The 24,772-nt window shown below is 50.5% G+C and carries 27 protein-coding genes; 2 read left to right on the top strand and 25 right to left on the bottom strand.

Annotation, left to right across the window (positions count from 1 at the left end; genetic code table 11):
• Nucleotides 1–62: 62 nt before the first annotated feature.
• The gene (locus ACAF76_RS01755) at nucleotides 63–245 is read left to right on the top strand and encodes a hypothetical protein (RefSeq protein ID WP_400162329.1); all 183 of its coding nucleotides are present in this window, start codon (nucleotides 63–65) and stop codon (nucleotides 243–245) included.
• Nucleotides 246–374: 129 nt separating this feature from the next.
• Here ACAF76_RS01755 and ACAF76_RS01750 read toward each other — a convergent pair whose 3' ends face one another.
• The 13 genes from ACAF76_RS01750 to ACAF76_RS01690 form a co-directional block, all read right to left on the bottom strand.
• Nucleotides 375–734 (bottom strand): flagellar protein FliT, encoded by a 360-nt coding sequence (locus ACAF76_RS01750; RefSeq protein ID WP_400162328.1) that lies wholly within the window; start codon nucleotides 732–734, stop codon nucleotides 375–377.
• A 10-nt stretch (nucleotides 735–744) separates the two neighbouring features.
• Complete coding sequence (gene fliS / locus ACAF76_RS01745; RefSeq protein ID WP_400162327.1) at nucleotides 745–1,122, bottom strand: flagellar export chaperone FliS; 378 nt, start codon at nucleotides 1,120–1,122, stop codon at nucleotides 745–747.
• A 25-nt stretch (nucleotides 1,123–1,147) separates the two neighbouring features.
• Nucleotides 1,148–2,668, bottom strand: coding sequence for a flagellar filament capping protein FliD (gene fliD, locus ACAF76_RS01740; protein WP_400162326.1), 1,521 nt, complete (start codon nucleotides 2,666–2,668; stop codon nucleotides 1,148–1,150).
• A gap of 12 nt (nucleotides 2,669–2,680) precedes the next feature.
• Nucleotides 2,681–3,028: a flagellar protein FlaG gene (gene flaG, locus ACAF76_RS01735; RefSeq protein ID WP_400162325.1), complete on the bottom strand. Its 348-nt coding sequence runs from the start codon at nucleotides 3,026–3,028 to the stop codon at nucleotides 2,681–2,683.
• A gap of 102 nt (nucleotides 3,029–3,130) precedes the next feature.
• Nucleotides 3,131–4,201: a glycosyltransferase gene (locus ACAF76_RS01730; protein ID WP_400162324.1), complete on the bottom strand. Its 1,071-nt coding sequence runs from the start codon at nucleotides 4,199–4,201 to the stop codon at nucleotides 3,131–3,133.
• 51 nt (nucleotides 4,202–4,252) lie between these two features.
• Nucleotides 4,253–5,323: an NAD-dependent epimerase/dehydratase family protein gene (locus ACAF76_RS01725; protein WP_400162323.1), complete on the bottom strand. Its 1,071-nt coding sequence runs from the start codon at nucleotides 5,321–5,323 to the stop codon at nucleotides 4,253–4,255.
• Between the two features lie 13 nt (nucleotides 5,324–5,336).
• On the bottom strand, nucleotides 5,337–6,062 hold the full coding sequence (locus ACAF76_RS01720) for a 2-C-methyl-D-erythritol 4-phosphate cytidylyltransferase (RefSeq protein ID WP_400162322.1): 726 nt from the start codon (nucleotides 6,060–6,062) through the stop codon (nucleotides 5,337–5,339).
• A 35-nt stretch (nucleotides 6,063–6,097) separates the two neighbouring features.
• Nucleotides 6,098–6,970, bottom strand: coding sequence for a phosphorylcholine transferase LicD (locus ACAF76_RS01715; protein WP_400162321.1), 873 nt, complete (start codon nucleotides 6,968–6,970; stop codon nucleotides 6,098–6,100).
• 18 nt (nucleotides 6,971–6,988) lie between these two features.
• Nucleotides 6,989–8,272: a polysaccharide pyruvyl transferase family protein gene (locus tag ACAF76_RS01710; RefSeq protein WP_400162320.1), complete on the bottom strand. Its 1,284-nt coding sequence runs from the start codon at nucleotides 8,270–8,272 to the stop codon at nucleotides 6,989–6,991.
• A 41-nt stretch (nucleotides 8,273–8,313) separates the two neighbouring features.
• Nucleotides 8,314–9,789 (bottom strand): CDP-glycerol glycerophosphotransferase family protein, encoded by a 1,476-nt coding sequence (locus tag ACAF76_RS01705; protein ID WP_421617403.1) that lies wholly within the window; start codon nucleotides 9,787–9,789, stop codon nucleotides 8,314–8,316.
• Between the two features lie 60 nt (nucleotides 9,790–9,849).
• Nucleotides 9,850–11,067 (bottom strand): polysaccharide pyruvyl transferase family protein, encoded by a 1,218-nt coding sequence (locus tag ACAF76_RS01700; protein ID WP_400162318.1) that lies wholly within the window; start codon nucleotides 11,065–11,067, stop codon nucleotides 9,850–9,852.
• Between the two features lie 64 nt (nucleotides 11,068–11,131).
• A complete protein-coding gene (locus tag ACAF76_RS01695; RefSeq protein ID WP_400162317.1) occupies nucleotides 11,132–13,063 on the bottom strand; it encodes a glycosyltransferase in 1,932 nt (643 codons plus the stop codon).
• A gap of 85 nt (nucleotides 13,064–13,148) precedes the next feature.
• Complete coding sequence (locus tag ACAF76_RS01690) at nucleotides 13,149–13,970, bottom strand: flagellin (RefSeq protein WP_400162316.1); 822 nt, start codon at nucleotides 13,968–13,970, stop codon at nucleotides 13,149–13,151.
• Between the two features lie 257 nt (nucleotides 13,971–14,227).
• Here ACAF76_RS01690 and fliB point away from each other — a divergent pair, with 257 nt between their 5' ends.
• A complete protein-coding gene (gene fliB, locus ACAF76_RS01685; protein ID WP_400162315.1) occupies nucleotides 14,228–15,469 on the top strand; it encodes a flagellin lysine-N-methylase in 1,242 nt (413 codons plus the stop codon).
• An 83-nt stretch (nucleotides 15,470–15,552) separates the two neighbouring features.
• Here the strand turns inward: fliB and csrA are convergent, their stop codons facing one another.
• The 12 genes from csrA to ACAF76_RS01625 all read right to left on the bottom strand — a co-directional run bounded on the left by csrA (nucleotide 15,553) and on the right by ACAF76_RS01625 (nucleotide 24,747).
• The gene (gene csrA / locus ACAF76_RS01680) at nucleotides 15,553–15,798 is read right to left on the bottom strand and encodes a carbon storage regulator CsrA (protein WP_400162314.1); all 246 of its coding nucleotides are present in this window, start codon (nucleotides 15,796–15,798) and stop codon (nucleotides 15,553–15,555) included.
• A gap of 11 nt (nucleotides 15,799–15,809) precedes the next feature.
• Nucleotides 15,810–16,226: a flagellar assembly protein FliW gene (locus ACAF76_RS01675; RefSeq protein WP_400162313.1), complete on the bottom strand. Its 417-nt coding sequence runs from the start codon at nucleotides 16,224–16,226 to the stop codon at nucleotides 15,810–15,812.
• Nucleotides 16,227–16,240: 14 nt separating this feature from the next.
• Entirely contained in the window at nucleotides 16,241–16,819 is a 579-nt protein-coding gene (locus ACAF76_RS01670; RefSeq protein WP_400162312.1) for a DUF6470 family protein, read from the bottom strand.
• 23 nt (nucleotides 16,820–16,842) lie between these two features.
• Entirely contained in the window at nucleotides 16,843–17,745 is a 903-nt protein-coding gene (flgL, locus tag ACAF76_RS01665; RefSeq protein ID WP_400162311.1) for a flagellar hook-associated protein FlgL, read from the bottom strand.
• Nucleotides 17,746–17,761: 16 nt separating this feature from the next.
• Nucleotides 17,762–19,249, bottom strand: a complete 1,488-nt coding sequence (flgK, locus tag ACAF76_RS01660; RefSeq protein WP_400162310.1) for a flagellar hook-associated protein FlgK — start codon at nucleotides 19,247–19,249, stop codon at nucleotides 17,762–17,764.
• A gap of 12 nt (nucleotides 19,250–19,261) precedes the next feature.
• Entirely contained in the window at nucleotides 19,262–19,753 is a 492-nt protein-coding gene (locus ACAF76_RS01655) for a flagellar protein FlgN (RefSeq protein WP_400162648.1), read from the bottom strand.
• 39 nt (nucleotides 19,754–19,792) lie between these two features.
• Complete coding sequence (locus ACAF76_RS01650; protein ID WP_400162309.1) at nucleotides 19,793–20,068, bottom strand: flagellar biosynthesis anti-sigma factor FlgM; 276 nt, start codon at nucleotides 20,066–20,068, stop codon at nucleotides 19,793–19,795.
• Between the two features lie 142 nt (nucleotides 20,069–20,210).
• On the bottom strand, nucleotides 20,211–20,639 hold the full coding sequence (locus ACAF76_RS01645) for a TIGR03826 family flagellar region protein (RefSeq protein WP_400162308.1): 429 nt from the start codon (nucleotides 20,637–20,639) through the stop codon (nucleotides 20,211–20,213).
• Between the two features lie 93 nt (nucleotides 20,640–20,732).
• On the bottom strand, nucleotides 20,733–21,566 hold the full coding sequence (locus ACAF76_RS01640; protein ID WP_400162307.1) for a ComF family protein: 834 nt from the start codon (nucleotides 21,564–21,566) through the stop codon (nucleotides 20,733–20,735).
• A complete protein-coding gene (locus ACAF76_RS01635) occupies nucleotides 21,563–23,473 on the bottom strand; it encodes a DEAD/DEAH box helicase (protein WP_400162306.1) in 1,911 nt (636 codons plus the stop codon). The genes ACAF76_RS01640 and ACAF76_RS01635 overlap by 4 nt, the downstream gene beginning before the upstream one ends.
• A gap of 135 nt (nucleotides 23,474–23,608) precedes the next feature.
• Nucleotides 23,609–23,971 (bottom strand): glycosyltransferase family 2 protein, encoded by a 363-nt coding sequence (locus tag ACAF76_RS01630; RefSeq protein WP_400162305.1) that lies wholly within the window; start codon nucleotides 23,969–23,971, stop codon nucleotides 23,609–23,611.
• Nucleotides 23,972–24,039: 68 nt separating this feature from the next.
• The gene (locus tag ACAF76_RS01625; protein WP_400162304.1) at nucleotides 24,040–24,747 is read right to left on the bottom strand and encodes a response regulator; all 708 of its coding nucleotides are present in this window, start codon (nucleotides 24,745–24,747) and stop codon (nucleotides 24,040–24,042) included.
• Between the last annotated feature and the right edge of the window lie 25 nt (nucleotides 24,748–24,772).

Here is a 24,772-nt window from a genome sequence, read left to right as displayed (position 1 = left end):
AGCAAATGTAACCGATATAGATAGAGAACGACCATCACAAGCGCATGGAGGTGAACGAGAACGTGAACATAAACGGACTTCAACTGCAGCAAGGGGTCATCCTCAGCCTGAACAAACAGGTACAGGAGACTGTACAGGCGCAAGCTGCGACCCTGCTGGAAGGGTTTGCCCAGACCCAGCAGAGCATTCAGGAGGCGCAAGCGCCGCATCCTGTAGCGGGGAAAGTGCTGGATATACGTGCATAAGGGGGGCCGATGCCCTCCTTTTTTCATCCACAGATTCTACGCTCCCGTGATCAGCACGAAAAATATCCCCCGAAAGTGCCGTCATGGGAGAAAATGCTCCTTCGGCCTTCCAAGGGATTTTTTCGTTTCCTAGTTTCGCTTGTCAAAAAAAGCTCCGTACCCGGCCGCGCCTTCCTGATTGTAAAAATTGCGAGCGGCTTTCTTTTTTCGAACGTCATCCAGCTTTCTTTGCATTTCCTCTTTCCGCTGTTCCATCAGCGGCATCATTCGCAGATTCAGTTGTTGCATCTGCTCCAGTTGTTGTTTTTGCTGTTGGGAGAGCGTGAACCCTTCCGTTAACAGAAGCTGAACGTCCTGGATCAAGGTCTCCCGTTCATCCAGAATGACCATCCACTCATCCGGTTCCGAGTCTGCTTGTTCAATGATGTGTGCAAGTTGCTGTGTCTTGTCAAACATCTCTGCCAACAATTGATTCATCTTCTGCTCCACGATATACTCCTTACCCCTGGTGTTTCGCCAATGCGATGGCTTCTTTCCAGGTATCGCGAAACTGCACGAACAAGTCCTCGACCTCATCCAGGATCGCGATGTCTTTTCGCATGTTTGCTTCCACTGTACGGCGCAGCATGTAATCGTACATCCGCTCAAAATCTTTGGAAATCGGGTAATCCTTGTTCAGGGAATTCAGCAATTCGTACAAGATCTGCTGTACCTTGATGCATGCCTCATGCGACTTGGCGTAATTTTTTTCGCTCACGGATTGTTTTGCCTGTTTGACAAACTTGATCGCTCCGTTATAGAGCATCAAAGTCAACTCTGAAGGAGCAGCGGTTGTTACCTGATTTGTTTGATAGGTCTGTGCAGCATTGTGTAACATCTGCATCTCTCCATCTCTACTGTGATTATTGTCCTAACATCTGGGCAAACCAGCTCGATTGCGACTGAGCTTTGGACATCAGGGTCTCCATTTTGGCAAACTGCTTGTAATAGCGATCTTCAATATCTTTGAGGCGTTTTTCCCACACATCGATGGAATCAGACGTTTCCTTGATCCGTTTCCCCAAATAGCTGTCATCATAGGTCGAGGTCGAAGTCGTGCTCCCCGCTTCGTTCGTCACCTTGTTGATCACCTTCGTCAACTCGCTGTACAAACGGTCGGCGATCCCGCTCTCCTTGTACTTGGTTGCCGGGTCCGTGCTGCTGCTGAAGTTCGTAAACAGCTTCGTCACATCGGCACCATTATTGCGAATGGCAGAACGCAGCTTGGTCTCGTCAATGTAGAGCTTTCCGTTTTCCTGATACGCATACTTCCCGTTTGGCGGACCGGTGATGCCGATCTCCGCCAGCGTATCGAACGCCGCGTTGACACCCGAACCGCTCAATGCAGTGCTCATTGCACGACGCATTTCGTTCAGCCCGTTGGTGAGTGTAGCGTCACGCAGAAGCAAGCCGCTTTTAGCTGTCTCTTCCCATTTTTCCACTGTTTTATCGGGCATTGCTTCTTTTTCGCTGTCCAGCAATGGGTGATACGTACGGTATCTGGGCTCGGAAATCTTCTCATTGATCTTGGCGATAATTTCATTGTACTTGTTGACAAAGTCGGAAATGGTCTTGAAGATCGCGTCCTCGTCCACCTCGTTGTTTACCATGAGGGGAGAGCCTATGTTCTCTTGCTTCAACGTAAACTCTACGCCGTCAAATGTAACCTTGTTGGTGCTCGACTTGTATTCCACACCATTGATGATGACTACTGACTCTTGTCCTGGGACTCTGACCGACGAATTGACACTTGCCCCATCCTGCAGGCCGAGCTTGCTGCCATCACCGGTAACCGATACGGAAAACTGGTCGATCGTCATGTCATTTCCTTGGGCGTCGGCGATCTTGGCAGAAGAAAGCAGCAATTTCCCGTCGACAAAAGACGCTTGCACGGCTCCTCCTGTCTCGATCCTGATCTTGGAAATGATCGAGTCAATGCTGTCGGTTTCTCCGGATACGGAAATGTCTTTTCCGTTAACCGTAAGCGTGAAATCCTCTCCGCCAATCGGCAGCTTCGAGTCCTTGATCGTTCTGTCCACCGTCAAAGAGACGGCAGCCGGCATTTCCGCCTTGGCCAATTGCCGGACCTCTACTGCATAAGAAGACATTTTGGGCGTCCCTACTACTTTTGTCGAAGCGACGTTGTCATTTTCGGATACTGCCACTTTTTTGTTGAAGTTGCCGGAAAAGCGCAGGGAATCGACAGATGTACGCAAATCGAGCAACAGCGTATTCATTTCCCGATACGCTTCCCGCTTCCACTCCAGCGACTGCTTTTGGCGAATCAAGCGGTTTACCGGCTCTCTGCGCGCATTCATCATCTCTTTTACCATTGCTTCCGTATCCAGACCAGAAGCCATCCCGGCAAAACGGATTGTTGGCATATCTCTCAACTCCTATCTTTTTTCGTCCACCAATAATCCCACCATCTCATGGAACTTCGCGACCATATCCATCATTTTCTTGGAAGGAATTTCACGGATGACTTCTTGTGTCTGGTCGTTGATGACCTGGACGTAATACTCGTTCAATTCCTCATGCAAGGTAAACTTCACATGTGTGTTTGTCGATTGCAGCCATTTGTTGATCCCATCGATTTCCTTGCTCAGTTCTGCCTTGGAAAGGACTTTTTCTCCCGCATGACTGGTTTGCACGGGTCTAGTTGCCGGTTCTGGTTGTGTTGGTGCTCCCTCGGAAAATGCGGTTGTTCTACCAAGCTGTCCTGCTTGTACACCGATCTCCATATCCCACTACCTCCTAGTAAAAGAAACCTCTCTTACTAGAAGTATCGGAAAAAAGGGAACCTACATTTATGTTATCTGAAAAAAATTCCTATTATAAGACGTCTACCCGTTTCGGAGCAAGCGTAAACGTTCCATCGCTTTTTTGTATTCGCTTTTTGCCGACAGTTGATAATAATGCAACGCTTTGGCCGTATCACCGACTACCTCATAGTACACCCCGAGGTTATACGCCGCCAAAAAAGACCCCGTCCCTACCACGCTGCTCGATTCCCGGCGCTCCCCCAGCTCCAGGCAGCGAAGAAAGGAGGCTTCAATACGTGGGAGTTTGTCCAGATGAGCCGCTACGTTCCCCAGCACGTAATCCATGTAAAACATCCCCGAAGCGAAGTGGAAGTCGGGATGACGGGAAAGCCGCTCCTGTTCCGCTGCAATCAGGTCGTACCCCGCATCCAGCTTGCCCGTTCTCATCAGATTGTAGAGATAGTCAACGACCAGTGCCGGATAGTATCCTTCCTGTCCTGTCGCAGCCTGATGCGCCTGTCCAAAGAAACGGTCCGCCCCGGCAAAGTCCTGCTTGTTTTTATGCTCGCGGGCAATCTGCATGAGCAGATACGGATTGTGCGGGTCCTGCTCCAGCTCTTTCATCAGCAAGGGAAGATTGCGGTCTGTCTTATCCGTCTGAAAGTAGCCTTCGTGGTTGACAGTCACTCCGGTCAAACGATGCGGCAGATCGGATACAACCTGCTCGTGGATGCGTCCCTTGTACTCCACGCCCTTCGGGAACAGCCTGGAAATGGGGGACGTAGAGTAGCGAATCTCCCCATTGTCCATAAATTTGCTGACGATGTTGACCCGTCCAATGGCCGGAGAACCTGAGGCGAACTCCCGGATCAGATGGGCAGTGTCAGGTGCCAGGTGCTCGTCTGCATCCAGAACCAGAATCCAATCCCCTGTCGCCTTTTGCAAAGCGAAGTTGCGCGCTTCGGCAAAGCTGTCTGTCCAGGCGAAATCGTAGACGACAGCTCCACATTCGAGAGCAATTTGTCGCGTATTGTCCGTAGAGCCGGTGTCGACGACGACCATTTCGTCTACGTAGTCCTTGGCGCTGAGGAGGCATTTTTTGATGTGAGCTTCTTCGTTTTTGACGATCATTGCGAGGGAAATGGTTTTCATGTGTACGCTCCAAACTTCATACGGTTTTCACGCTAGTTATGGGCACAAGGGTCACTTTGCTAACTCGGCATCGATTTTCATACTATGGATAAGGTTGTGAAACATCTCTTCCAGCCCTACTGCTGCCGACCACCCGAGATCGTGCAACCTGGACGTGTCGAGGCAAATTTTTACGGTCGGATTGTAACCGTGCTTTTCGTTTGCTTCCAGGTGAAACTCGACTTCCGTATCAGAGCCAAGGGAAGCGACCAACGCAGCCATCTCGCGAATTGAAATCCCTGTATCTTTGTTGGCTACGTTGTACGCAGTCCTGTTTTCTCCCCTGAGCAGTATGTAAAACAACGCCCGGACAGCATCACTCGTGTAGCAATAATTGCGAACCGTGCTTCCGTCTGTGTGTAAAACAATATTCGTTTTCTCGATTACACTTCTGGCAAATTGCGCGAACACGCGATTGTCGTCATACGACACGCCTGCGCCAAATGTTTGCGTGAGCCTTGCAATTTTTACGGGAACGCCGTATTGCGCCGAAAAAGCACAGCACAGGTTCTCGGCCATCCGTTTGCTTTCCGAATAGCTGCTGCGAATCGACAACGGATCGATATAACCGCCGTGGTCTTCGGGGACTGGCTCATCTGAGTGCAGCGCTCCGTACACCTCCAGCGATGACATGTATACCATGCCGGATACGTTTTTGGCTCTGGCTAGCTCCAGCACATTTCTCGTGCCGTTTATCGCCGTTTCGATCGTTTCCACAGGATACTCGACGAAATATTTGGAAGAAGTGGCGCTCGCTCCGTGAAAAATATAATCAATCGGCTCCTGTATATCCGGGATGTGCAGCACATCTCCGACGACAATATGCAGGTTTGCATGATCGAGGAGTGCTCCAAAAATCGTTTTTGCTTTTTCCTCACTGCGGACCAACGCGAATATCGAGACGTTATAGGAATAACAACGATTCAGGCAGATGAGCGATTTTACGATGAGAGAACCTAATAAACCGGTAGCACCGGTTATCAAGATCGCCTTGTTTCGGATCTCTGGAAATTGTCTCAGGTTGTCAGCGATACGCTCAATATCCTTTTGCAGAATACTATTGTCAGGTGACTCAACCGGCATACCATGATCATCCTCACAGTCCAAAAATTTGTGAATTCTCCCGAGCCTCATAGATTGCGCGGAAAATATAATAGTCGGAAGGCGTCGTGATTTTAATGTTCTCCACCGGACCGTCAACCGTGTGCAGTTTGTGACCGTAGTGCATCATCAGCGAAGCCGAATCGATCATCGTAAACAAATTGTCCGCAATCGCTTTTTCGTGTGCCGCCATAATATCACTCAGGTAAAAGCTTTGCGGTGCTTTGGCGATTTTGGCGTACTTGCGATTGGGGACATCGACGATCTCGTTGTCATCATTCGTATGAATCACGGTTTCCACAGCTTTTGTCACGGTAATGGCAGAGCCGTACTGCTTGACCGCTGCTATGTTGTCGGAGATGAGCTTGTCATTGATCAAAGGACGAACACCGTCATGGATCAGCACGATTGTCTCTTTCGGATTTTCACATGAATCGTAAAGGGCTTTCAGGCCGTTGTAAATGGACTGCTGACTCGTCTCGCCACCTGGAACAATCCACCGAACCTTCTCGAAAAAGTTGTGCTTGATCTGTTCCTTCAAATAATCAATCCAGTTTTCGCGGCACACCACTGCGATACTGTCGATTTCAGCGCTATATTCGAAATGTTCCAGAGTGTGGATAATAATCGGCTTGCCAAACAAGTTCAGAAATTGCTTCGGTTTGGACTTGCTGTTCATTCTTGAGCCAGTGCCACCCGCAAATATTAGCGCTACAGCCATGTGGGGAACCTCCCTTAGGTAAGAAATATCTTTTCTCAAGGTTTTTGCAACAAAGTCGGCTCAATAAATGTATACCTTGAACACGGAATATGGCTTGTCCGGTCTTTTTCCGGCGGAGGGGTCATGTAGTCCCCGTAAATGGATGTCAGGTACCAATCATAATCCGTAAAGGCCAAAAACTTGTACCCCTCGAATTCGTACTCGCTTAATGAATCGAACAATTTCCGCGGAAAACCGTACGAATGTTTTTTCGGATGGGGGGAACACATATGGCGCACAAGGATCGATTGATCGTTTTTGTTGCATAGCTTGGCGAGCTTGTTTCTGGCGGAAAACAATGTATCCCTGCGAATCTTCGAGACAAGCCCGTAATAGATTCGCAGCAGAGCATTGGGATGTACCACTTTTCCAACCTCTGACCATAGCGCTTTTCGAATACAGTAGCACAGAAACTTGTGAATGACGCGCCTAACGGATGAATCCGGCACACTGTCCATCGTAAAAATGTCGACAAATACGCCGTTCTTCGTGTTCAGATGCTCATGTCCCGCTCGAACGTACTCCGTTCCCTGCCGGAGCATTCGGGCATATCCCCATCTATAATTTTTGTCCGTCTGGTAATCTTGCAAAAAGAAGCAGTCATGGTTCAACTCTTCTTCGCAGACCTTTTTGAACCGCAGGTAGTCTTTTCGCAAAATGACGATGTCTGCATCCGGGTCCCACGGAATAAAACCTTTATGGCGCACTGCTCCTAAAAAAGTGCCGCCATCCAGAGAGTATTTGATGTTGTGCTTTCGGCATATGCGATCGATCTCGATCAAGATTTCCAGCATGTTCATTTGCATGTTCCGCAATTCGTCTGGTGTCAATTCGATCGACCGCACTTCTTTTTTCATTGCGTATCGCATAGTACCCTCTTGTTTGCCTTATATTTCAACGAGCTGTGTTTTGTTCTTGACGAGAACGCATCGCAACTTGTTTTCTTTTAACACGTTCGATGCAAATTCATGGGCCGCTTCCGGACCAACAAAACAAACCGTATCTTTATCGAGCTGTGGAATATCTTTGGAAGTCTGGATAGGTAAGCCTTCGTATTCACCTGTTGAATATTCATCAATGACCGCTTGCAATGTCCAGCCCGGGAAATGATCTTCGATGATATGGTGCATATTCATCGTTTCGCCACGCAGTCCCCATAGAGCGTATTTCAGCGGCTCGGTTTTGCCTGCGACCTGGCGCAGCGATTCCAGCATGTGCTTGTTGTATATTTCCCGTTCCCGATTCTCGTACAAGCTGCTGCAATCATAAAGAGGCTGGCTGTCTTCAAATGTTTTCCGGATTCTGTACATAAACTGCTTCTTGATCAGCTCTTTCTCCTCTTCGTATTCGACAGGCGCTGGGTCCCAGTCAATTTTGTCAAATTCGCTAGGAGTGTAGAGAGGCAAATACTTATCGATCCAGGAGAATCTTCCGTCAAAGTTTTCACTGACCAGGATGACAGGGATTCCCAATGCCATGCAAGGAGCCGCGGCATGCAACCTGGATGTAACGACCAAGGCAGCCTTGTCTTCGTACTCTTTGAGCTGGTTCACGCCTAGTTCGTAATAGTTTCTTGTCTCTTCATCCGTCAAATACAGATCGTCCGAAGTGCGTGGAATATACGGCATGTGCGTGACGAACTCCGCATCGTCCAAAAGATGCTTGGGCACATATTCCATCAGGCTTTTGGGGCAATCCACGAAGTAGACCTTGCCGTTTTTCGGAGTTGTTTTCCGCCTCGGCAATGTTGCCGTTACACAGCCTGACAAGTATGCGCGAATGTTGTAGCTTCGTATTACCCGCAATGTTTCTTCATCGCGGCATCCGATTGGCTCATAGGACCTGAGCTGCTGTACGAGAGCCGGATCGAGTTTGCGGGTGTGCAAGTGGAAGCTGACAAAGACAGGAATAATCTTGTCCGACACAGGAAGTGCATGATTGTGCCGCTGCTGACCAAAGATCATGTTGTAACAATTGAATGGCAGGACAACATAATCCCCGTCGTATAATTTCGCTGTGTATTTGTTGACTTTGACGAGTTCGGACTCGGGAATTCCCATTTCTTCATACAGCTTGACCATCGCATACGATTGTATCGGGTCCCCCAGGTTTGTCCATTTATTGCCGCCGCTTCTAACAGCTTTTTGATATGATATGACTCCGTACTTCATCCATTCACCCACTCACCCAGTCTGTGTGTCAGCTATCCTGCTTACTCTGCCAAGCTCACGATTCGTTCATGCGTTTTTTGCCCGCAGGAACCGTCGACATTGACGATAGAATTGCGCAAATCCTTCATTCGGGCTTCCTTCTTGTCATCGGTTCCGTTTATCACCATTTTACAAAAGTCTTCAATACTGAAACCATCCTTGACAAAGTAAGACGAAAAATGGTCAAACACGTAAATCCGCTCTTTTTTCAGTTCACTCTGCCCGTTGAGGAACAATACCGGTTTTCCGGTAGCAATGTATTGACGCGCCCAGGAGCTGATATCACTGATCATGCCATCAGATACAACTGTAGCAGGCAATGTGCTTCCCAAATGATCAATCACAGCATTGTCGCTATTTTCCACAATGTGGACAATTTCCTTGTACTCATCGTACAGATCCGGTCTCATCGACGTGATGGTCGCCTCCAACAGCGGGTGCGGCCGCCAAATAAGAACGAGCTCCTGGAATGACAAAATGGTAGAAATCCGATTTCTCAACTCACCAAGGTACTCGGGATTATTCAAAAGAGAACCGATACTGCTGTTTAATACAATGGATTTCTTATCTTGTATCTTTTCTGTCCACGACGTTGGCACGTCTACTTTGGTTTTATCCAGGTTTACAATCGCGTCGAATTTGGGGGTGCCTAAAACGAGCAGTTTGTTCTCCTTGATACCAGAAGCCATGTACAACTTTTTTTGCGTGTGGGACTGAACAATGATTTTGTCCGTCACTTTTAAAGCTGGTGTCAGATGCTTTTGTGCAAACGCCTCGGTATTGGCATACGCTCCGGAAGTAAAATACGGGACATAGACGAGCATGTCCGTGTGCTTCTTCAGGTTGTACGAATAGAAGCGCGGGTCTACCGAAGTAATCAGGTTGTTTTCATCAAACGGGTTATGAATATAGATCACGTCCGGCAGGTGCGCGCTGACGTCGTATTTGTCATAGTGAATGATTGGCACATAATCAGGCAGTTCTGTGCCTTCATAGTGCATAGCTCCAAAACTCCGATCCGGATTTCGATCATAGTACGGTATCGGTACTACAGTGGCATTGCATCTCTCATCCTCTTTGGCAGCGAGCCAAATGCTCTCAAGGGAATCCCACATACTGGCCTTGTATGGCATAAACACAATTTCCAGTTTGACTTCCGATTCCCTGGCAAGCTCCTTTTTCAGCAAAGCAAACAAGTTTTTACATTCTCTCGCTTCCTGAGCAGGAGATAGCTGGCTTACCAGACTGCTGTTGATGTCTTTGAGATTTTGATGCAAATCTTCCAGGATGTTTTCGTAAAAGGCAAAGCGTTCTTCAGAAAGCCCGGCCTTCAGCGTCTCCGCTATGGAATGTACGGCATTCATACAATCATCGAGAACGACGAATCGCTGCTCTGATTGTGTGTTGGTTGCGTATCGGATGCCCTCCCAAACAGTGGAGAGAAGCTCGACAACTTGATCTCGAATGTACTTTCTCATGGTAGCCTCCATCTCGCATAGTCATAAAACCATCTTGAAAATCACAGAAAACCAGCCCGTTTAGATGGACTGGAGGAATGAATGCAGTTCCGCCCTGGTAGCTTCTCGCCACTCTTGCCGCTTATTTCGGTCATATGTGAATTCCATGGCTTCCTTTAATTTTGCGACAACGATTTCCCCTGTCAATTGATTCACGGGTGGAAAAAAGTCCTCCTTGATGAACATGCGTCCAAACTGCGTCAGTTTGTCGTTCCAGACAAGCCCGATCGTTGGAATATCCAACGCATACGCGGATATACAAGCATGCAATCTGGCGGCGATGACCGCTTTAAACTGTTTAAGCGTGTGCAAAAGCTCTGCCGAACTTTGCGGACGAGGCACAAATTTCTCCTCTGGCGCGTAGCCGAGACTTTCCAGCAATTCGACACCAAATCGATAGTCCGAGGTCAATCCGTTCGAAAACAGACGCCACTCTATGCCACTTTGCTCCAGGTTATGGATAATATCCTGGTACAGGCGCATGACATCCGATTCGGAAAAATCGACGCCATACCTTCTGAAGTTATCGCTACGAATCACACCCAGGCCGACCATTTCCTGCGGCTCTCGGGTTATTTGATAACATTCCGGGATCCAGAAGGCCGGATCGCCAACCGGCCGGATCACAATGTCCGTATTGGTCATGTACTTGTCGCGCAACAGTGCAAAGTCATCGCGAACCGTTATTCTTTTCACGCAGGAGCGATTGATGGCTGCCTTCAATTTCTGGCAGTTGATGTTTTCTTCCGAATACCCCTCTACTCCCATCGCGCTCATCATAACCGGAATGTTCCTGTCATCCGCGATTTCCGTGATAAGATCTACCAGGAAGTTCAATCCCTGTGTCTTGTATTTAATGAATGCTCCTCCGGAAAAGAGGATCGCATCGGCATCTTTCAAACATGCTTGAAAGTAGTTGAACAGACGCACTCTTGCAGCCGTATACTCAACCCAATACCCCAGCGTCTCACCATTTGGCAGTGTGGAGAGTGGCCCCTTCCATTTTGCAATCAGATTGGAGGCGTAAAACGGAACCTTCAGATGCTCCCTGCAATACGAGTCATACGGGTTCATATCGACAAAGTAAGGTTCAATCCCCTCAATACCACATTGCCTCACCAAGTATTCCGTTGTTTCCGAAATGATCTGATCGCCGATGTTGTTGAAATTATTCAGCCCAACCAAGGCGACACGCTTGACCTTTTTCCCGCTCGTCGGCTGTTCAGCTTGCGTGTTCATCGTCATTCTTCCCCTCATTCGGTTCGCCAGCCGTTGGTACTACGCATGACACGTTCAACAGGCTCTAATGTTGAAGCTGCTTCAAAAAATAGGTATCAGGATAATACTGTCGAGCTGTCTCGTAAAGCTCTTGCATACTGTTCAGACGCTGGGTTCGTTTTGCCAACTCGATAGTGGCCTCATAGACGCGAAAATCGGCTGGCGCCAACGTATGCGCCTTTTGCAAAAACAGCCATGCCTGCTCGTCCAGGCCATTTTGCATCAGGCAATCGCCTACTTTAAACGTAATGTCTGCCAGTGTGTTCTCAGGCACATTTTCGACCCGCTCCAGATAGTGATTGTAGAACTGATAGGCATCCGCGTAGTTCTCCCGGAAATACAGATAGTTCCCCATCTCCAGCAAGAGGTCAGACCCCACTGCAAGGTCTGCCAGGTGATGATAATCCGTGACGTGCAAAGTCCCGCTTAGATACATCAAAAACTCGTACATGTTCTTTTTCTCTATGGTAATGGGTGAAATTCCCCCACATACATTCACTGTTAATTGACGCATGTCCGGTTGATCGGCAAATACGGCTTCCAATTGGCGGGCGAGGTTTTGATCCTGAATTGCCCACACTGCAGCAATCGCCCCGTATGCATGCTCCGCTTTTTTCGTCTGTGCATACAGCGCAACGAACCGGTTGATCGCATCTGTGTGGTTCCCCGTCAGGAATTGAAACAATGCGATGTATTCCTGCAAGGATGGATGCTCGACAGGCAACCCTGCCAACAAATCTTTTGCCACTGCCGTCTGGTTGCTATCCAGTGCGGCTCGCAGCAAATACAGACGATCTTTCGTTTTGGTCAGATCGTACATTTTCGCAAAAAAGGAGTAGACTGCTTCGGGCTTTTCAAAGCGCCCCAATACACTCATCAGGTTCAATAAAGAGGAATAGTGGAACTTGTCAATCTGGAGAGCCTGAACATGGTACTGGACGCATGGGTTCCACTCTCTCAGCTTTCCATACAAATGCCCGACTGTATCGATTACTTTCACAGCGCTTGCAATCGCGCCCGTTTGAGCGATGGAGGATTGGTCCAATAGCTGCAAACCTTTTTCGTAAGCATGGATGGCATCGCGATAGCGGTTCTCTTTTTTATAGAAATCTCCCAGGTACAGATGGATGTCGGGATAGTTCGGGAACTCTGCGATCGCTTGTTGCAGCATCTGCCAGTATTCGTCTCTAGGTTTGTCCAAGTGAATCATACATTGGAAAATATTAATGTAGTTCTTTTCATACATGCCCTTTAAGTGAGAATTTCGATGTTGCAGGGCACGGACTGCGTAATCGAAAGACTGTGAAAACTGCCTATCGAGCAATAATGACTCGGAAATGTAAAACAATATGTCAAAGCTGTCCGGATTTTTTTCCAGTTCCGTATACAACAGCTCCAGATTTCGTTTGCTTTTTTCTTTTTCCTGCACGTTTTCTTCGCTGTATCCTGTGTGGATAATCGTAATATCCTTTTGCACATCCAGCGCGTTGGCCGGCTTGTCCAGTCGTACGATTCGTTCATGTACAGCTCCCACGTAGCGAATCTGCGGATGGTTTTTAAAGATGCGGATGTGCAGGTTGGAAGAGGTGATTGCCCCCGTCTTTTTCTCCACATTCGCCATCGTGCAGATAATCATGTCCAGCTTCTTCTTCTCGGCTTCCTTGATTGCGCCCTTCACGTATTTCACGCAATCCGGCGCAAAGTATTCATCCGCATCCAAAAAAATAATCCAGTCGGATTTGGCTTGCTCGATCGCATAGTTGCGGGCAGCGGCGAAATCGTTGATCCACTCAAACGAAAACACCTTTGCCCCGTAGCTTTTGGCTATGTCCACGGTTCGATCTGTTGATCCTGTATCGACCACGATAATTTCTGAAACGATCGATTTCACGCTGTCCAGACAAGTTGGCAAGTTTTTTTCTTCATTTTTCGTAATGACACAGGCAGATATTTTCATCGTGGGCTTCCTTTCTTATCGGAAAATCATTTTAAAAAAGAGAGCAAGGATACCCTGCTCTCTTTTTTCAGGTTGAAACATGCTATTAACGGAGAAGTTGCAGTACGCCTTGTGGCAATTGGTTTGCTTGAGCAAGCATAGCTTGTGCAGCTTGAGTAAGAATGTTGTTCTTCGTGAACTGCATTTGCTCTTTCGCCATGTCGACGTCGCGGATACGGGATTCAGCAGCAGTCAGGTTCTCAGCTGTGATATCCAGGTTGTTGATAGTGTTTTCCAGACGGTTTTGGTTCGCACCCAGGTAAGAACGCGCGGAGCTCACTGCGTTGATTTGGGAATCGATTGCGCTCAGTACGCTTGTCGCTCCATCTTGCGTAGACAGGCTCCAACCGTTTACAGTGGAGTATACATCACCCAGGCTGAAGCTTGCTGCGTTCAGGCCGAGAACTTGGGAAGCCTCTTGACCGATTTGCAGGGAGATTGTACCTGCGCTGCCATCCAACAACTTGATGCCGTTGAATTTGGTGTTGTCTTTGATGTTTTCGATCTCTTTTGTCAGCTCAGTCAGCTCTTCGTTGATGCGAGCCAGGTCGTCAGTCTCGCTGTACGTACCGTTCGCAGCCTGTGTAGCCAATTCTTTAATACGAACCAGCATGTTGTTTACCGTTTGCAGAGCGCCCTCAGCAGTTTGCACCAGGGAGATACCGTCTTGTGCGTTGCGGGAAGCTTGCTCCATACCGCGGATTTGTGCGCGCATACGCTCGGAGATGGAGAGACCAGCAGCGTCGTCAGCAGCACGGTTGATGCGGTAACCGGAAGACAGTTTTTCTACGTTTTTGGACAGGTTGTTTGCGTTAACGCCCAATTGACGATGAGTGTTAATCGCGGACATATTGTGTTGGATAATCATTGTACAATTCCTCCTTGAGTTTTCGACAGTCACGTCCCTGTGACTGTGCAATTTAGTGGGACCCATCGCAATCGCGCGCTTGCGACTTTCTCCCTACATTTACTTTATCGGAATCTCGTTTTGCATCGTTTAGCACTTTTCGTTTTTTTTCTGCATTTTTTATCAAAATAGGAGCAGAACTCTCCGACTATAGTGATTATAATGATAGAAGTTACCTATTCTCTATACGACCCGTGACGGGAATTGGAGGAAATCTCATGTCAGTCAATCAGATCCTTCTCGTGCCTACCTACATGGATCGTTTTCAATGCATCGGTTCTGCCTGCGAAGATACTTGCTGCGCCGGTTGGAGCGTACCGATTGATAGGGCGACCTACCAGAAATACAAAAAACTCTCCCAGTCTGATTTGACGCAAAAGCTGGATACCCATATCAAGCGGAAGCAAACCAATCCGACAGAGGGGCACTACGCCACGATCAAAATGTCAGGTTGCCAAAGCTGTCCGATGCTAACAGCGGACAGCCTGTGCGAAATTCAACTGCGTCTCGGTGAAGAGTATCTGTCGAAGACATGCGCGAACTATCCGCGTGTAACCAACAGGGTAAACGGAAATTACGAGATGGCCGCCACCATGTCCTGTCCGGAAGCCGCTCGCCTCGCTTTGCTGAATCCGGAGCCGATGTCCTTTTTTGAAATTCCGTCGCAGCCCGGACAAACATTCTCGATCCAGACGGAATTGCATCCTGCGAACTGTTCGCCCGCCGAATTGCCTTTTTACTTTTGGGACCTGCGGATTTTTTCGATCGAGCTCATACAAAATCGCCGTTACTCCCTGACCGATCGCGTTCTGATACTGGGACTTTTTTACCAAAACATGGATGACTTCGTGAACAGCGGCAAGGTCGCAGAAATTCCGCGTCTGATTGAAAACTACCGAACCTTGATCAAGGACGGCTCACTGGAAGCCGCTATTCAGCAAATTCCTCCCGAAGCGGCGGCGCAAATCCGGCTGCTGAAGGAATTGATCGATGTACGGATGCATATCGGGATAGACAATCAGCGGTACCTGGACAGCTTCCAGGCATTTTTGGCAGGGATCTCGTTTGACAATGAAGAGGGGATTGAGACTGTTGCCGCCCGTTATCAGGCAGCGTATACGGATTACTACAAGCCATTTATGAACACGTATTCCTACGTTTTGGAAAACTACCTGGTCAATTACATGTACAAAAACACGTTCCCCTTTTCCAGCAATGCGCCGGTTCTGGAGAACTACTTCCTCCTCGCCTTGCACTACAGTCTGATCAAGATGCACCTGATCGGGATTGCCGGATTCTACAAGGACAAGCTTGCTGTCGAGCATGTCATTACGTTGATCCAGTCTTTTGCAAAAGTCGTGGAGCACAACAGCCGCTACATGCAAATTGCATTCGACTACCTCAAAAGAAGAGATTTCGTCTCGATTGCCGGCATGGCGATCTTCCTGAAAAACGAATAAACGATCCACCGGGAATCCTTGGCTGTCAGCCGTGCGCTGATGGCCTTTTTCTTCCCTGTTTTTACGCACAAAAAAAGACGATCCTATCGATCATCTTCTTCTTTCTTCGCTTGAATCAATTGTTTTACCGCCGACCAGTCCGCCGCTCCTTGTGTCGCCAAGCGATTTTCCTCCTGGATCGCGTCGAAAATCTCCTTGCGATACACGTCAAGATTGCGCGGGGCTTCAATTCCGATGCGCACCTGATCCCCGTCTACGGAAATGATCTTGATCTCGATGGTGTCACCGATCATGATGGATTCATTCTTTTTGCGAGACAGCACGAGCATGTGATCACCACCTATTTCGGACCTGCAGCCGGTTGCGTGAACAACGGCTGGCGGATGGGGTACGTATCTTCCGGCAAAATGACTTGCTTGGCCATACGGTTTGACAGGTTAATCACGATCGGAGCTTTCAGATTGACTGTCACCTGCTCCGCATTTCTGATCGTCACGATGGAGAAAAACGCCATGGGCGTATCTTCGCTTATGCGCAGCGCCTCTTTCGGCGCCTCGGGAAGCGTAAACGTATAGTCGGGAAAGAAGGCAAACGGGTCTACTACCCAGAATCCAACACCCGGCTCTTCTATCGACTGTACGTGAAAAAGCGGGCTTTCTTCCTCCTGCATCAGTTGGAAAAATTGCAAATGAGAAAATCCGGGAATTCCATCTTCAAAAAATAGCTTGCCCAATTCCACTTTCTGACTTGCACTCATGTCTTCAACCTCGCTCACATCGTTCGATCCAGTTGGCCGCCTACGACTTCTATTTTCAGACTATTGTATTGTATCATATACGGCTCCACTTTGCCCGGTGTATACGAAAGCTCCGGTGGACGAGTCACCGGATTCATACTCATGCCGTTTCGCTTGACGTCAATGACCACCGGCTTCACGCGGATGTGAATGTCCACGCCCTCATCTCCGGAAGAGGAAAACGACGGCGTCCCTCGCTGCAACAGCCGCATCGTATTTTGTTGGGCGATTGCCTTGATCGCATTTTGCTTCGTGTGGATCGCCCGCAACTGTCTGCCCTCCTGGCTTTTCTCGGCAATCGCCTGCAGCCATTGCTCTTTCCCAAAGGAGGCATTTTTGTCGCTAAATTGCATCGAGGTCATAAGCCCGATATTGGCACGAGCGTTGCTGGAGTCGATCTCGAGGATCGGGCGCGCCTGTTCAATCGACAGCTCGGCCGGGGTCTGCTGCAGGTTCATCTCTGCATTCGGCTGGCGTATTTCCTGAACAGGCTTCTGGATATTCAGGCCGAGTCTGGCAAATGTGCTTTCCATTCGGAGTTGTGAAATCGGCATCGGTCAATCCCCTTTACCCGGACTTAACGCAAGAAGTCTACAAGTGTAGGCTGAATAATTCTCGCTCCTGCTCCCAGCGCAGCGGAATGTACGCTTTCCTGGGTAGTCAGATCGGTAATTACTTTTGCCAGGTCCGCATCCTCGTTTTTGGAAAGCAATCCGGTAATCGTCACTTCTTGTACGTTCAACCGCTCTGCGATCAGATCGACACGGTTTACGCTGGCTCCCAGGGTAGCGCGCTCTGACAGCAGGTTGTCGTATTGCGCAGTGAGGGTCGCCTGGTATTGCGACGCGTTGTTTCCGTTCTTGAGTTCGTCGACAATGTTGTTCAAAACCTTGAAAATGTTATTGGCATTGTCCGGGAAGTTAAAGATGTTTTGGCCGTCCGTATTGGATCGTACAAAAACACCCTGGCTCACTTCCAGATTGATCGCTTCGCTGTTCGTACCGACAAAATCACCTCGTCCGCCCTGCGCGGCAGGGTCATACGGGGCCAGATTCGTGTCAGTCCCGGCAAAAATATACTTGCCGTTGATCTGCTGGTTGGCCAATGTGCCCATGTGATTTTTCAGCTCTTCCACCTCTGCGGCAATCGCCTGCAAGTCCTCTTGCGAAAGGGCGCCGTCAGCAGCATTTACCAACAGCTCCTGAACGCGCTTCATCACATTTCCGACCTCGTCCAGCGTCTGGTCGGTCATATCCATCCACGATTGCACTTGCGATACATTTCGCTTGTACTGTTCATTTTCGATCAGGGACGAGCGGTAAAACATTCCTCTGGCAGCGACGACCGGATCGTCGGAAGGCTTGGAGATCTTTTTGCCGGAAGAGAGCTGGTCCTGCAGTTTATCCATATTGCGCATGGAGTTGTTCAGGTTGCGAAGCATGTTGTTGTTGAGCATGTTTTGCGTTACGCGTACTGACACCGGTTATCCCTCCCTATTACAGACCGACACGACCCATGCCGTTGATGACTCTGTCCAGAATTTCGTCCATGCTCGTCATAACGCGTGCGGAAGCGCTGTATGCGTGCTGGAATTTGACCAGTTCCGCCATTTCTTCGTCGATCGATACGCCGGATACGGATTGGCGTTGGTTGCCGACTGTATCGACCAGCATCTCTGCGTTTGCCTGGTTGCGAATCGCTTCCTGCGCAGACACGCCGAGCTGGCTGATTGTATTTTGGTAGTAGCTGTCCAATGTTGTGTTCTCCGGCAGGTCAAGCGGACCTGCTCCAGCCGCGAGCACTTTGAACTTGATGGCGGCAATGTCCAGGGCAGCTTCGTTGTTCCCGACTGATGTCGTCGGGTTCCCTGCTTTTGCCGCCGCGATCGCATCCAGCGATTGCAGGATGGCCGGGTTGATGACGATGCTCGCAGCACCTGTCGGATAATTCTTCGTAGCCGGGTCGCCGGCAACAGCAGTCCTGTCGACAAAGAAAGGCAGGTCCTGGACCGCGTTGTTTTGAATGTCTGCCAGGCTTCGTCCGGCACGGTGAATGTCGTTGATTTCCTTCGTCAAATTGACCGCCAGAACGTCCAGGCGACTTTTCATATTGGTGACGATCTGATCGCGGGCTTCAAATGTTCCTGCCATGTAGCCAGAAGTTGGGACAAAAGGCGCTCCGCCCAATGTCATGCTGTACAGACCGGTCGCCGGATTTTGCTGAGTCGCCATCACCTGCGAGGCTTGTCCGGTCACAAAGGCTTGCCCCTGGATCGTGACGTCAACCATGCCGCTTGTCGTCGGGGTTACGTTGATCGATACCAGATTGGAAAGTCTGTCGAGCAGAACATCCCGCTGATCGTACAAATCATTTGGCGTATAGCCATGCGGCACGAGATTGGCGATCTGGCCGTTCAACGCCGCAATTTGCTGGCCAAGCGAGTTGATTTCGAGCGTCTTTACGCTGATGACGTTGTTCAAGTCGGCTTGCACCTGGTTCAACTGCGTGTACAGAGAGTTGAAGGTGTCAGCCACTGCCTGGCTGCGCTCCCTCACTACGGCACGCGCTGACGTATCGGACGGGTCGTTTGCGAGGTCCTGCCAGGACTGCCACATTTGGTCCATTACTTTTTGCAGCCCCGTTTCTGACGGCTCGTTCATAATCCCTTCCAGTCTCTCCAGCGTCTCGGCACGTGCATCCCAAAAGCCTTGCCGATTGAATTCATTGCGGTACTGAATGTCGAGAAACTCGTTGCGCAGCCGTTGGATATTGTCTGCGCGTACGCCTGTACCGAGCAATCCCGCTTCTGTTCCTGCATGCAGCCCGACGTACGGCAATCCGTTCGTCGTAACCAGGTTTACGCGCTGGCGGCTGTAGCCTTCCGTATTGGCGTTGGCAATATTGTGGCTTGTCGTATTCAACGCGGCTTGCTGTGCGAACAGCCCGCGTTTGCTAACTTCGATTCCGTGAAAACTTGAGCGCATGGTAGCACCTCTTTACGCTTTTTTATTGAAAAACGTGCGACTTGTCTGGCGGTGCAGATCGGTCGCAGACTGCCCGTACAGGTAGTCGTCCTCGGGTACATCCGTCAGCAAGTCCAGGGTCATGGTAACAAACGAAAGGGATTGCTTCAGCAACTGCTGGTTCACGTCGTTGGCTTCTCGCAGTTGCTCCACAACCCGTGCCAATTCCTCGCGATACGTAGTGAGCCGCTGTTTCTCTTCCGCACTGGTCGTCAACTTGATCAGTTCAGCAAGCCTTCCTTCCTGCAAAGAAAAGCCCTTCTCCCCAGACAGCTCTTGTACTGTCTGCTGTCGTGCGGTTTCTGCTGCCGTAATTCCTTTCATCAATTGCTGTTCCTGGCGGGTGATGGCGACCAGTTCGTCCACCTGCCCTTTAATCAACACTTCTTTTTTCTGCGTAGCCAGGGTGTACAGAGCTTTGTGCAATTGGATCAAGTTGTCGAGCAGTTCGTAGAGTCTGTTCATTTTTGTCATGGTCTCTCACCTGCGCTTCCGCGAAGAAGTTTACAGCTTTCTCCAAAAAGCCAGAAACTTGTCAGCAATCTTTTCAGTGGGAACATGGTAGGTATTTTCTTCTACCTGTTTGCGCAACTGTTCCACTTTTTCCCGACGGGCGAGCGCTTGCAAGTCTTCCACCATCTTCAGCATTTCCATCGCCTCTGTGGAAATCTTTACCTCGTCCTTGCCCATCGCCAGCTTTCCGCTTTTGCCCACCGGCGTGGTTCCCGTCTTGTTGTACGCATTGATCATACCTGTGCGATTAGGTTCATTGATTCGCATCTGACAACCATCCTCTCAAATTGACCGGACATCATCATGTTGAAAGCGAAGGGTAACTTCCAAAAAAGAAATAAAACCGACGATACCTCTTAGTAGTATCATCGGCAAATTGATTGTCAACGATTAGTTTTTTTACAGAAAACTATTCGTCAAGTTTTGCTTTTCTTCGATAGGCGGCGGCAAATTCCCTCGCGCGCGCCTCCTCATCCAGACGTTTTTCGACAGCCAGGTCCTGCGTAATGTCGTGCTTCAAGCTGTGCATGCACGTTTCGCAAATATTACCGCGCAGAATCAGCGTGCCGCATCGGTCGCAAGGATACCCGAGATTCGGATTTCCATCGACGGAAATGCGTCCTTCTTTTATAAACTTGGTTATTTGTTTCACACTTACTCCGGTAGCATCGCTTACCTGATAAATGGTGGCTCCCCGATTTTCCCGCTTGCGCAAATACTTTGCACAAAGCTCGTACTCTTGTTCCACCTCTTTATGGCAGTTCGGACACAATTCGCGGGCGGTTTGTACAAACAACGCGTCGCAACGCGAACAATTAGCCAGCTTGCCGAGAGACATGCTAACACCCCCCTGTTCACCTTTCCCTGTTGTCGATTCATGCTAGTCCTCATATGCCTACATCATAGCGCAATTTTCCAAAAGGTGCTAATACTATCTGAAAATTGTCAAGGAAAATATACATATTTCATTATGTTGTGAATCCAGAATCGTTTTGGCGCACTCTCGCAGTGTAGAACCGGTAGTATAGACATCGTCGACAAGCAGGATCGCATACGGTGCAGATTGCTTTGCCAAGACTGCTCTGCCCGCGTCGCCGTTTATCGAAAAGGCTCCCTGGACACTTTCCCGTCTCGCCAGACGCCCTGACTGCTGACTCAGCTTTTTCGTCTCCCGCGTACGCACCAGCAACTGTTGGTATGGGATGCGGCACGCCTCACTGACCCGCCTTGCCACTAGTTCCACCTGGTTGAAGCCGCGCTCCCGCAACCGCTTCACATGCAGGGGAACAGCGGCAAGACTGTCGATCCGCTCCGGGCGGTAGTGGCAGTGCAGTCCGATGACGAGCAGCGAAGCAAACAATTCGGCCAGACGCTCATCTCCCCGGTACTTGTACAGACCGAGCAGCTCCTTGCCCCACTCGTTGTAGCGCAGCAGACTGCGGTTGGCGCGCAATGGCGAAGAACCGGCAGCACGGCAATCCTGGCACAGCATGTTGCCCGGCGATCGAACGATCCACTCTGCCGCTTGCGACGCCTGCAGCCGCTCCCGGCCACAATGCGCGCAAATCTCGCTACCGATCGCAGGCATCTCCTCCAGGCAGCCGCCACATAGCGGCAAGCGCTGCACCAGCCGATACATCCGCGGATAGCTCGTCCTGGATATGGACATCTGCGCAAACGAAGCAGCGCAGCGACGTACCACGCCCTCACGTACGGCATGCGCAACGATGCCTGCGCCGCATCGCGCACAGCGGCGCCCACTCATGGCGAACCGACTCCTCTCTCGCGCAAATGCCTTGCCATGCGATTCATCCTGGAGATTTGTCTGACCGCCGCCTTCGTCGCCTCAGCGCGATACGCCTGCAAAAACAAAACCGTCCCTTGCGGATCGTCCATCGACCTGCCTACTCTGCCCGCGATCTGGACAAGCGATGCCTCGTCGAAAACGGGCGCCTCAGCCCCGACGACGACAACATCGCTGCTGGGGATCGTTACCCCCCGCTCCAATATCGTCGTCGTCACCATCAGCACGTACTCCTTGCTGCGAAACGCCAGCACTTTGTCCTCGCGCAATGGATCGGCAGCGTGCACGCCCTCCATCTTCGCCGCGTATGCGGGCAGAAGCAGGCGCATATAGGCGAGCATCTCTTCTACCTGGTCGACCCGAGGAACGAAAACGAACACCTGTCGCCCGGCTCCAAGCGACCCCTCGACCATCTGAAGCAGCTCCGGGATCGGTCGTTTCGCTGCAAGCCTTTTGTGCAGGGACGATACGGTACTCACTTGCGGAACCGGCAAATCCGCTCCGTGATAACGGCCGGGGAGCAGGACATGACTCCGCGAGGACAGTGCGCCAGGACCTTTCCAGCGTGACCATCCTTTTCCGCTGCCGACCAGCCTCCTTTGCAGATAGCGCGGAGGTGTCGCGCTCAGGTACAGCATTTTCCCTCCCGCCTCCACAGCGCGCTCGACGGCACGGTACAGCACGGGATCATTGTGATACGGAAACGCGTCTACCTCGTCGACGACAACGAGAAAAAAGCGCTGGTAAAAACGCATGACCTGATGTGTCGTCGCAATCGTAATCTCGGCATCCTCCCATTTTTCCTTGCTGGCTCCGTGGACGGCGATAACGCGCGCTGATGGAAAAACGCGCTGCACACGTGGCGCCAGTTCCAGCACGACGTCCTTGCGCGGAGTGGCGATCAGCACACGTCCTCCGCTCTCCAACGCTTCGACGATAGCCGGAAACAACAGTTCGGTCTTCCCCGCCCCGCAGACTGCCCAGATCAAAAAAGCCGAAGATCCCCTCCATCTGTCGGCGACAAATTGACGAGCCTTCTCTGCCGCAACCGCCTGATCGCGGGAGTACCGGACTGTCCACGCCAGGCGGGCAGCCTCGGCGTACGAACGCGCTCCACGCCCCTCCACGGCTTCTGCCGGGATCAGCAGGTACGGCGTGCAGCATTTGCTTCTGCCCATCCCCAGGCAGATCGTGCAATAGGCGCAGCCCTGTTCGCAGCTGTGGCATATGGTGAGCGCAATCGCCTCCCGTCCACTGCTTCCGCAGCGCGCGCAGACGAGCTCCAGCCGGTTGCGCCACACGCTTTTTTTCACATGAAGGCGTATTCCTGGCTGCAGCAAAGCCCGTCCGGTCAACACCAGCCTCTGTATGTCCGGGAGAAGCTGCTCTACGGACCATCCATGCCGCCTGCTCCATACATCCAGCTCTTCCCATAGCAACGCTCTGCCAGCCAACGACTCGCACCAATCGGCAAACCCGGGCTGACGCCGCTTATGAAGCGGAGTCGAATCTTCAGTCTCCGCTGGTACCTCTGTTTCCTCCCATGCAAACCAGGCTTCCCGCACTGGCTTTCGCTGCTGTGCACGCTGCCCGTACAATACCTCCGCCTCCCGCACGAACGAGACGGCAGCCTGCCTGATTTCCGCCAGCAACCCGTCATCCATCGCCCGCTGCCGGCATTGCTCTAAACGGGCATTGACCCTTTCACGCATCGCAAAAGCCAGAGCCAGTGAAGGCGTTTTTCCGACGATGTACAACTGGCATCCTTCCCGCTGCTGCCAAAAACTCCGATCTGCGGCAAAACAAGGGGTGACGTACGCCTGCACATTCTCCTGGCCCGCTTTGACATACAGTAAGTACTGGAGCATCCCGCTTCCCCTTTCGTTCCTTTCTTTGCCATCAGTTTGCACAAAGACAGCAGGGGGACGCAAAAAATTTTGAAACAAAAAAAGAGTGCACCTGGCACTCTTCTCGTAAACACATATCTTCCCGCTTGCTTGCTGTTACGCGCCCGCTTCTTTCTTTCGCAAATCGATGATGATCGTCGAGCGAGATGTGCTGTCCTGTCCGTCGTCCAGCCAGCAGTAGGGATAACGCTTATACAAAGCCGCGATCTGCGGTGTATCATCGATCGATCCTTCATCATGCAAGGTGATGCGGACGGGTTTGCCGCTCCAGTACGAGCGAAACAACAACAGCCGAACGGTCGATTCCAGCACCTGCTCGGAATCCCGCACGAGCAAACGGTAATGTACATACGGATACTCGACGCCGCTTCTCATCTGTTTGGCCCATCTGTCGAGCAGCATAACCAACAATGAGGAGCAGACGTATACCGCCAATAGCCATATTGCCATCTCTGCCATCACGGTCATACCTCCCCTTGCTTTCAAGGTATGCCGGATGGCTTGATTAGGGTACCTACGGAAACAAATTAAAGCTTCACCCAACCATTTTTGATGGAATTGACCACTGCTTGTGTCCGGTCCTGTACATTCAATTTTTGCAAGATGCTGCTGACGTGGTTTTTCACGGTCTTCTCGCTGATAAACAGATACTCGCCGATCGCCCGGTTGCTCTTCCCTTCCGCCATCAGTTGCAGCACTTCCCGTTCACGGCGGGTCAGGGATTCAATAATCTTCGGATCGACGGTACTTCCCTCTTCAATGGTGAAGGTACGCTCACTCGCTCCTTCTTGCTCGCTCAATCGGCGAAACTCTTCAATCAGTTTCCCCGTAACCTTGGGATGTATGTACGCTCCCCCGCTTGCTACGACACGTACCGCTTCTACCAGGTCACTGGTACCCATTTCTTTCAACAGGTATCCGGAGGCTCCAGAGCGAAGCGTGCGATAGACATAACCCTCGTCGTCGTGGATCGAGAGCATGATCACTCTGGTTTGGGGACTTACGGAAATGACATTTTCCGCTGCAGACACGCCATTTATATTGGGCATGTTGATGTCCATCAGGAGAACGTCCGGCTTGTACTCTTCTGCCAGCTTGAAGGCTTCTCCACCATCCGCACCCTCTCCTACAACTTTAAAATCTTCTTCCATCTCGAGTATACGCTTAACTCCTTCGCGGAATAATTGATGGTCATCTACAATCACAATACGCAATTCCTGTTGGCTTTTGTCCATGTTTCATCCCCCAGTCTAAGTTCTG

Source organism: Brevibacillus sp. TJ4, from assembly GCF_044627595.2.
Lineage (GTDB): Bacteria > Bacillota > Bacilli > Brevibacillales > Brevibacillaceae > Brevibacillus.
The sequence above is the reverse complement of the archived record's forward strand: the minus strand, read 5'-3'. Positions and strand labels throughout refer to the sequence as shown.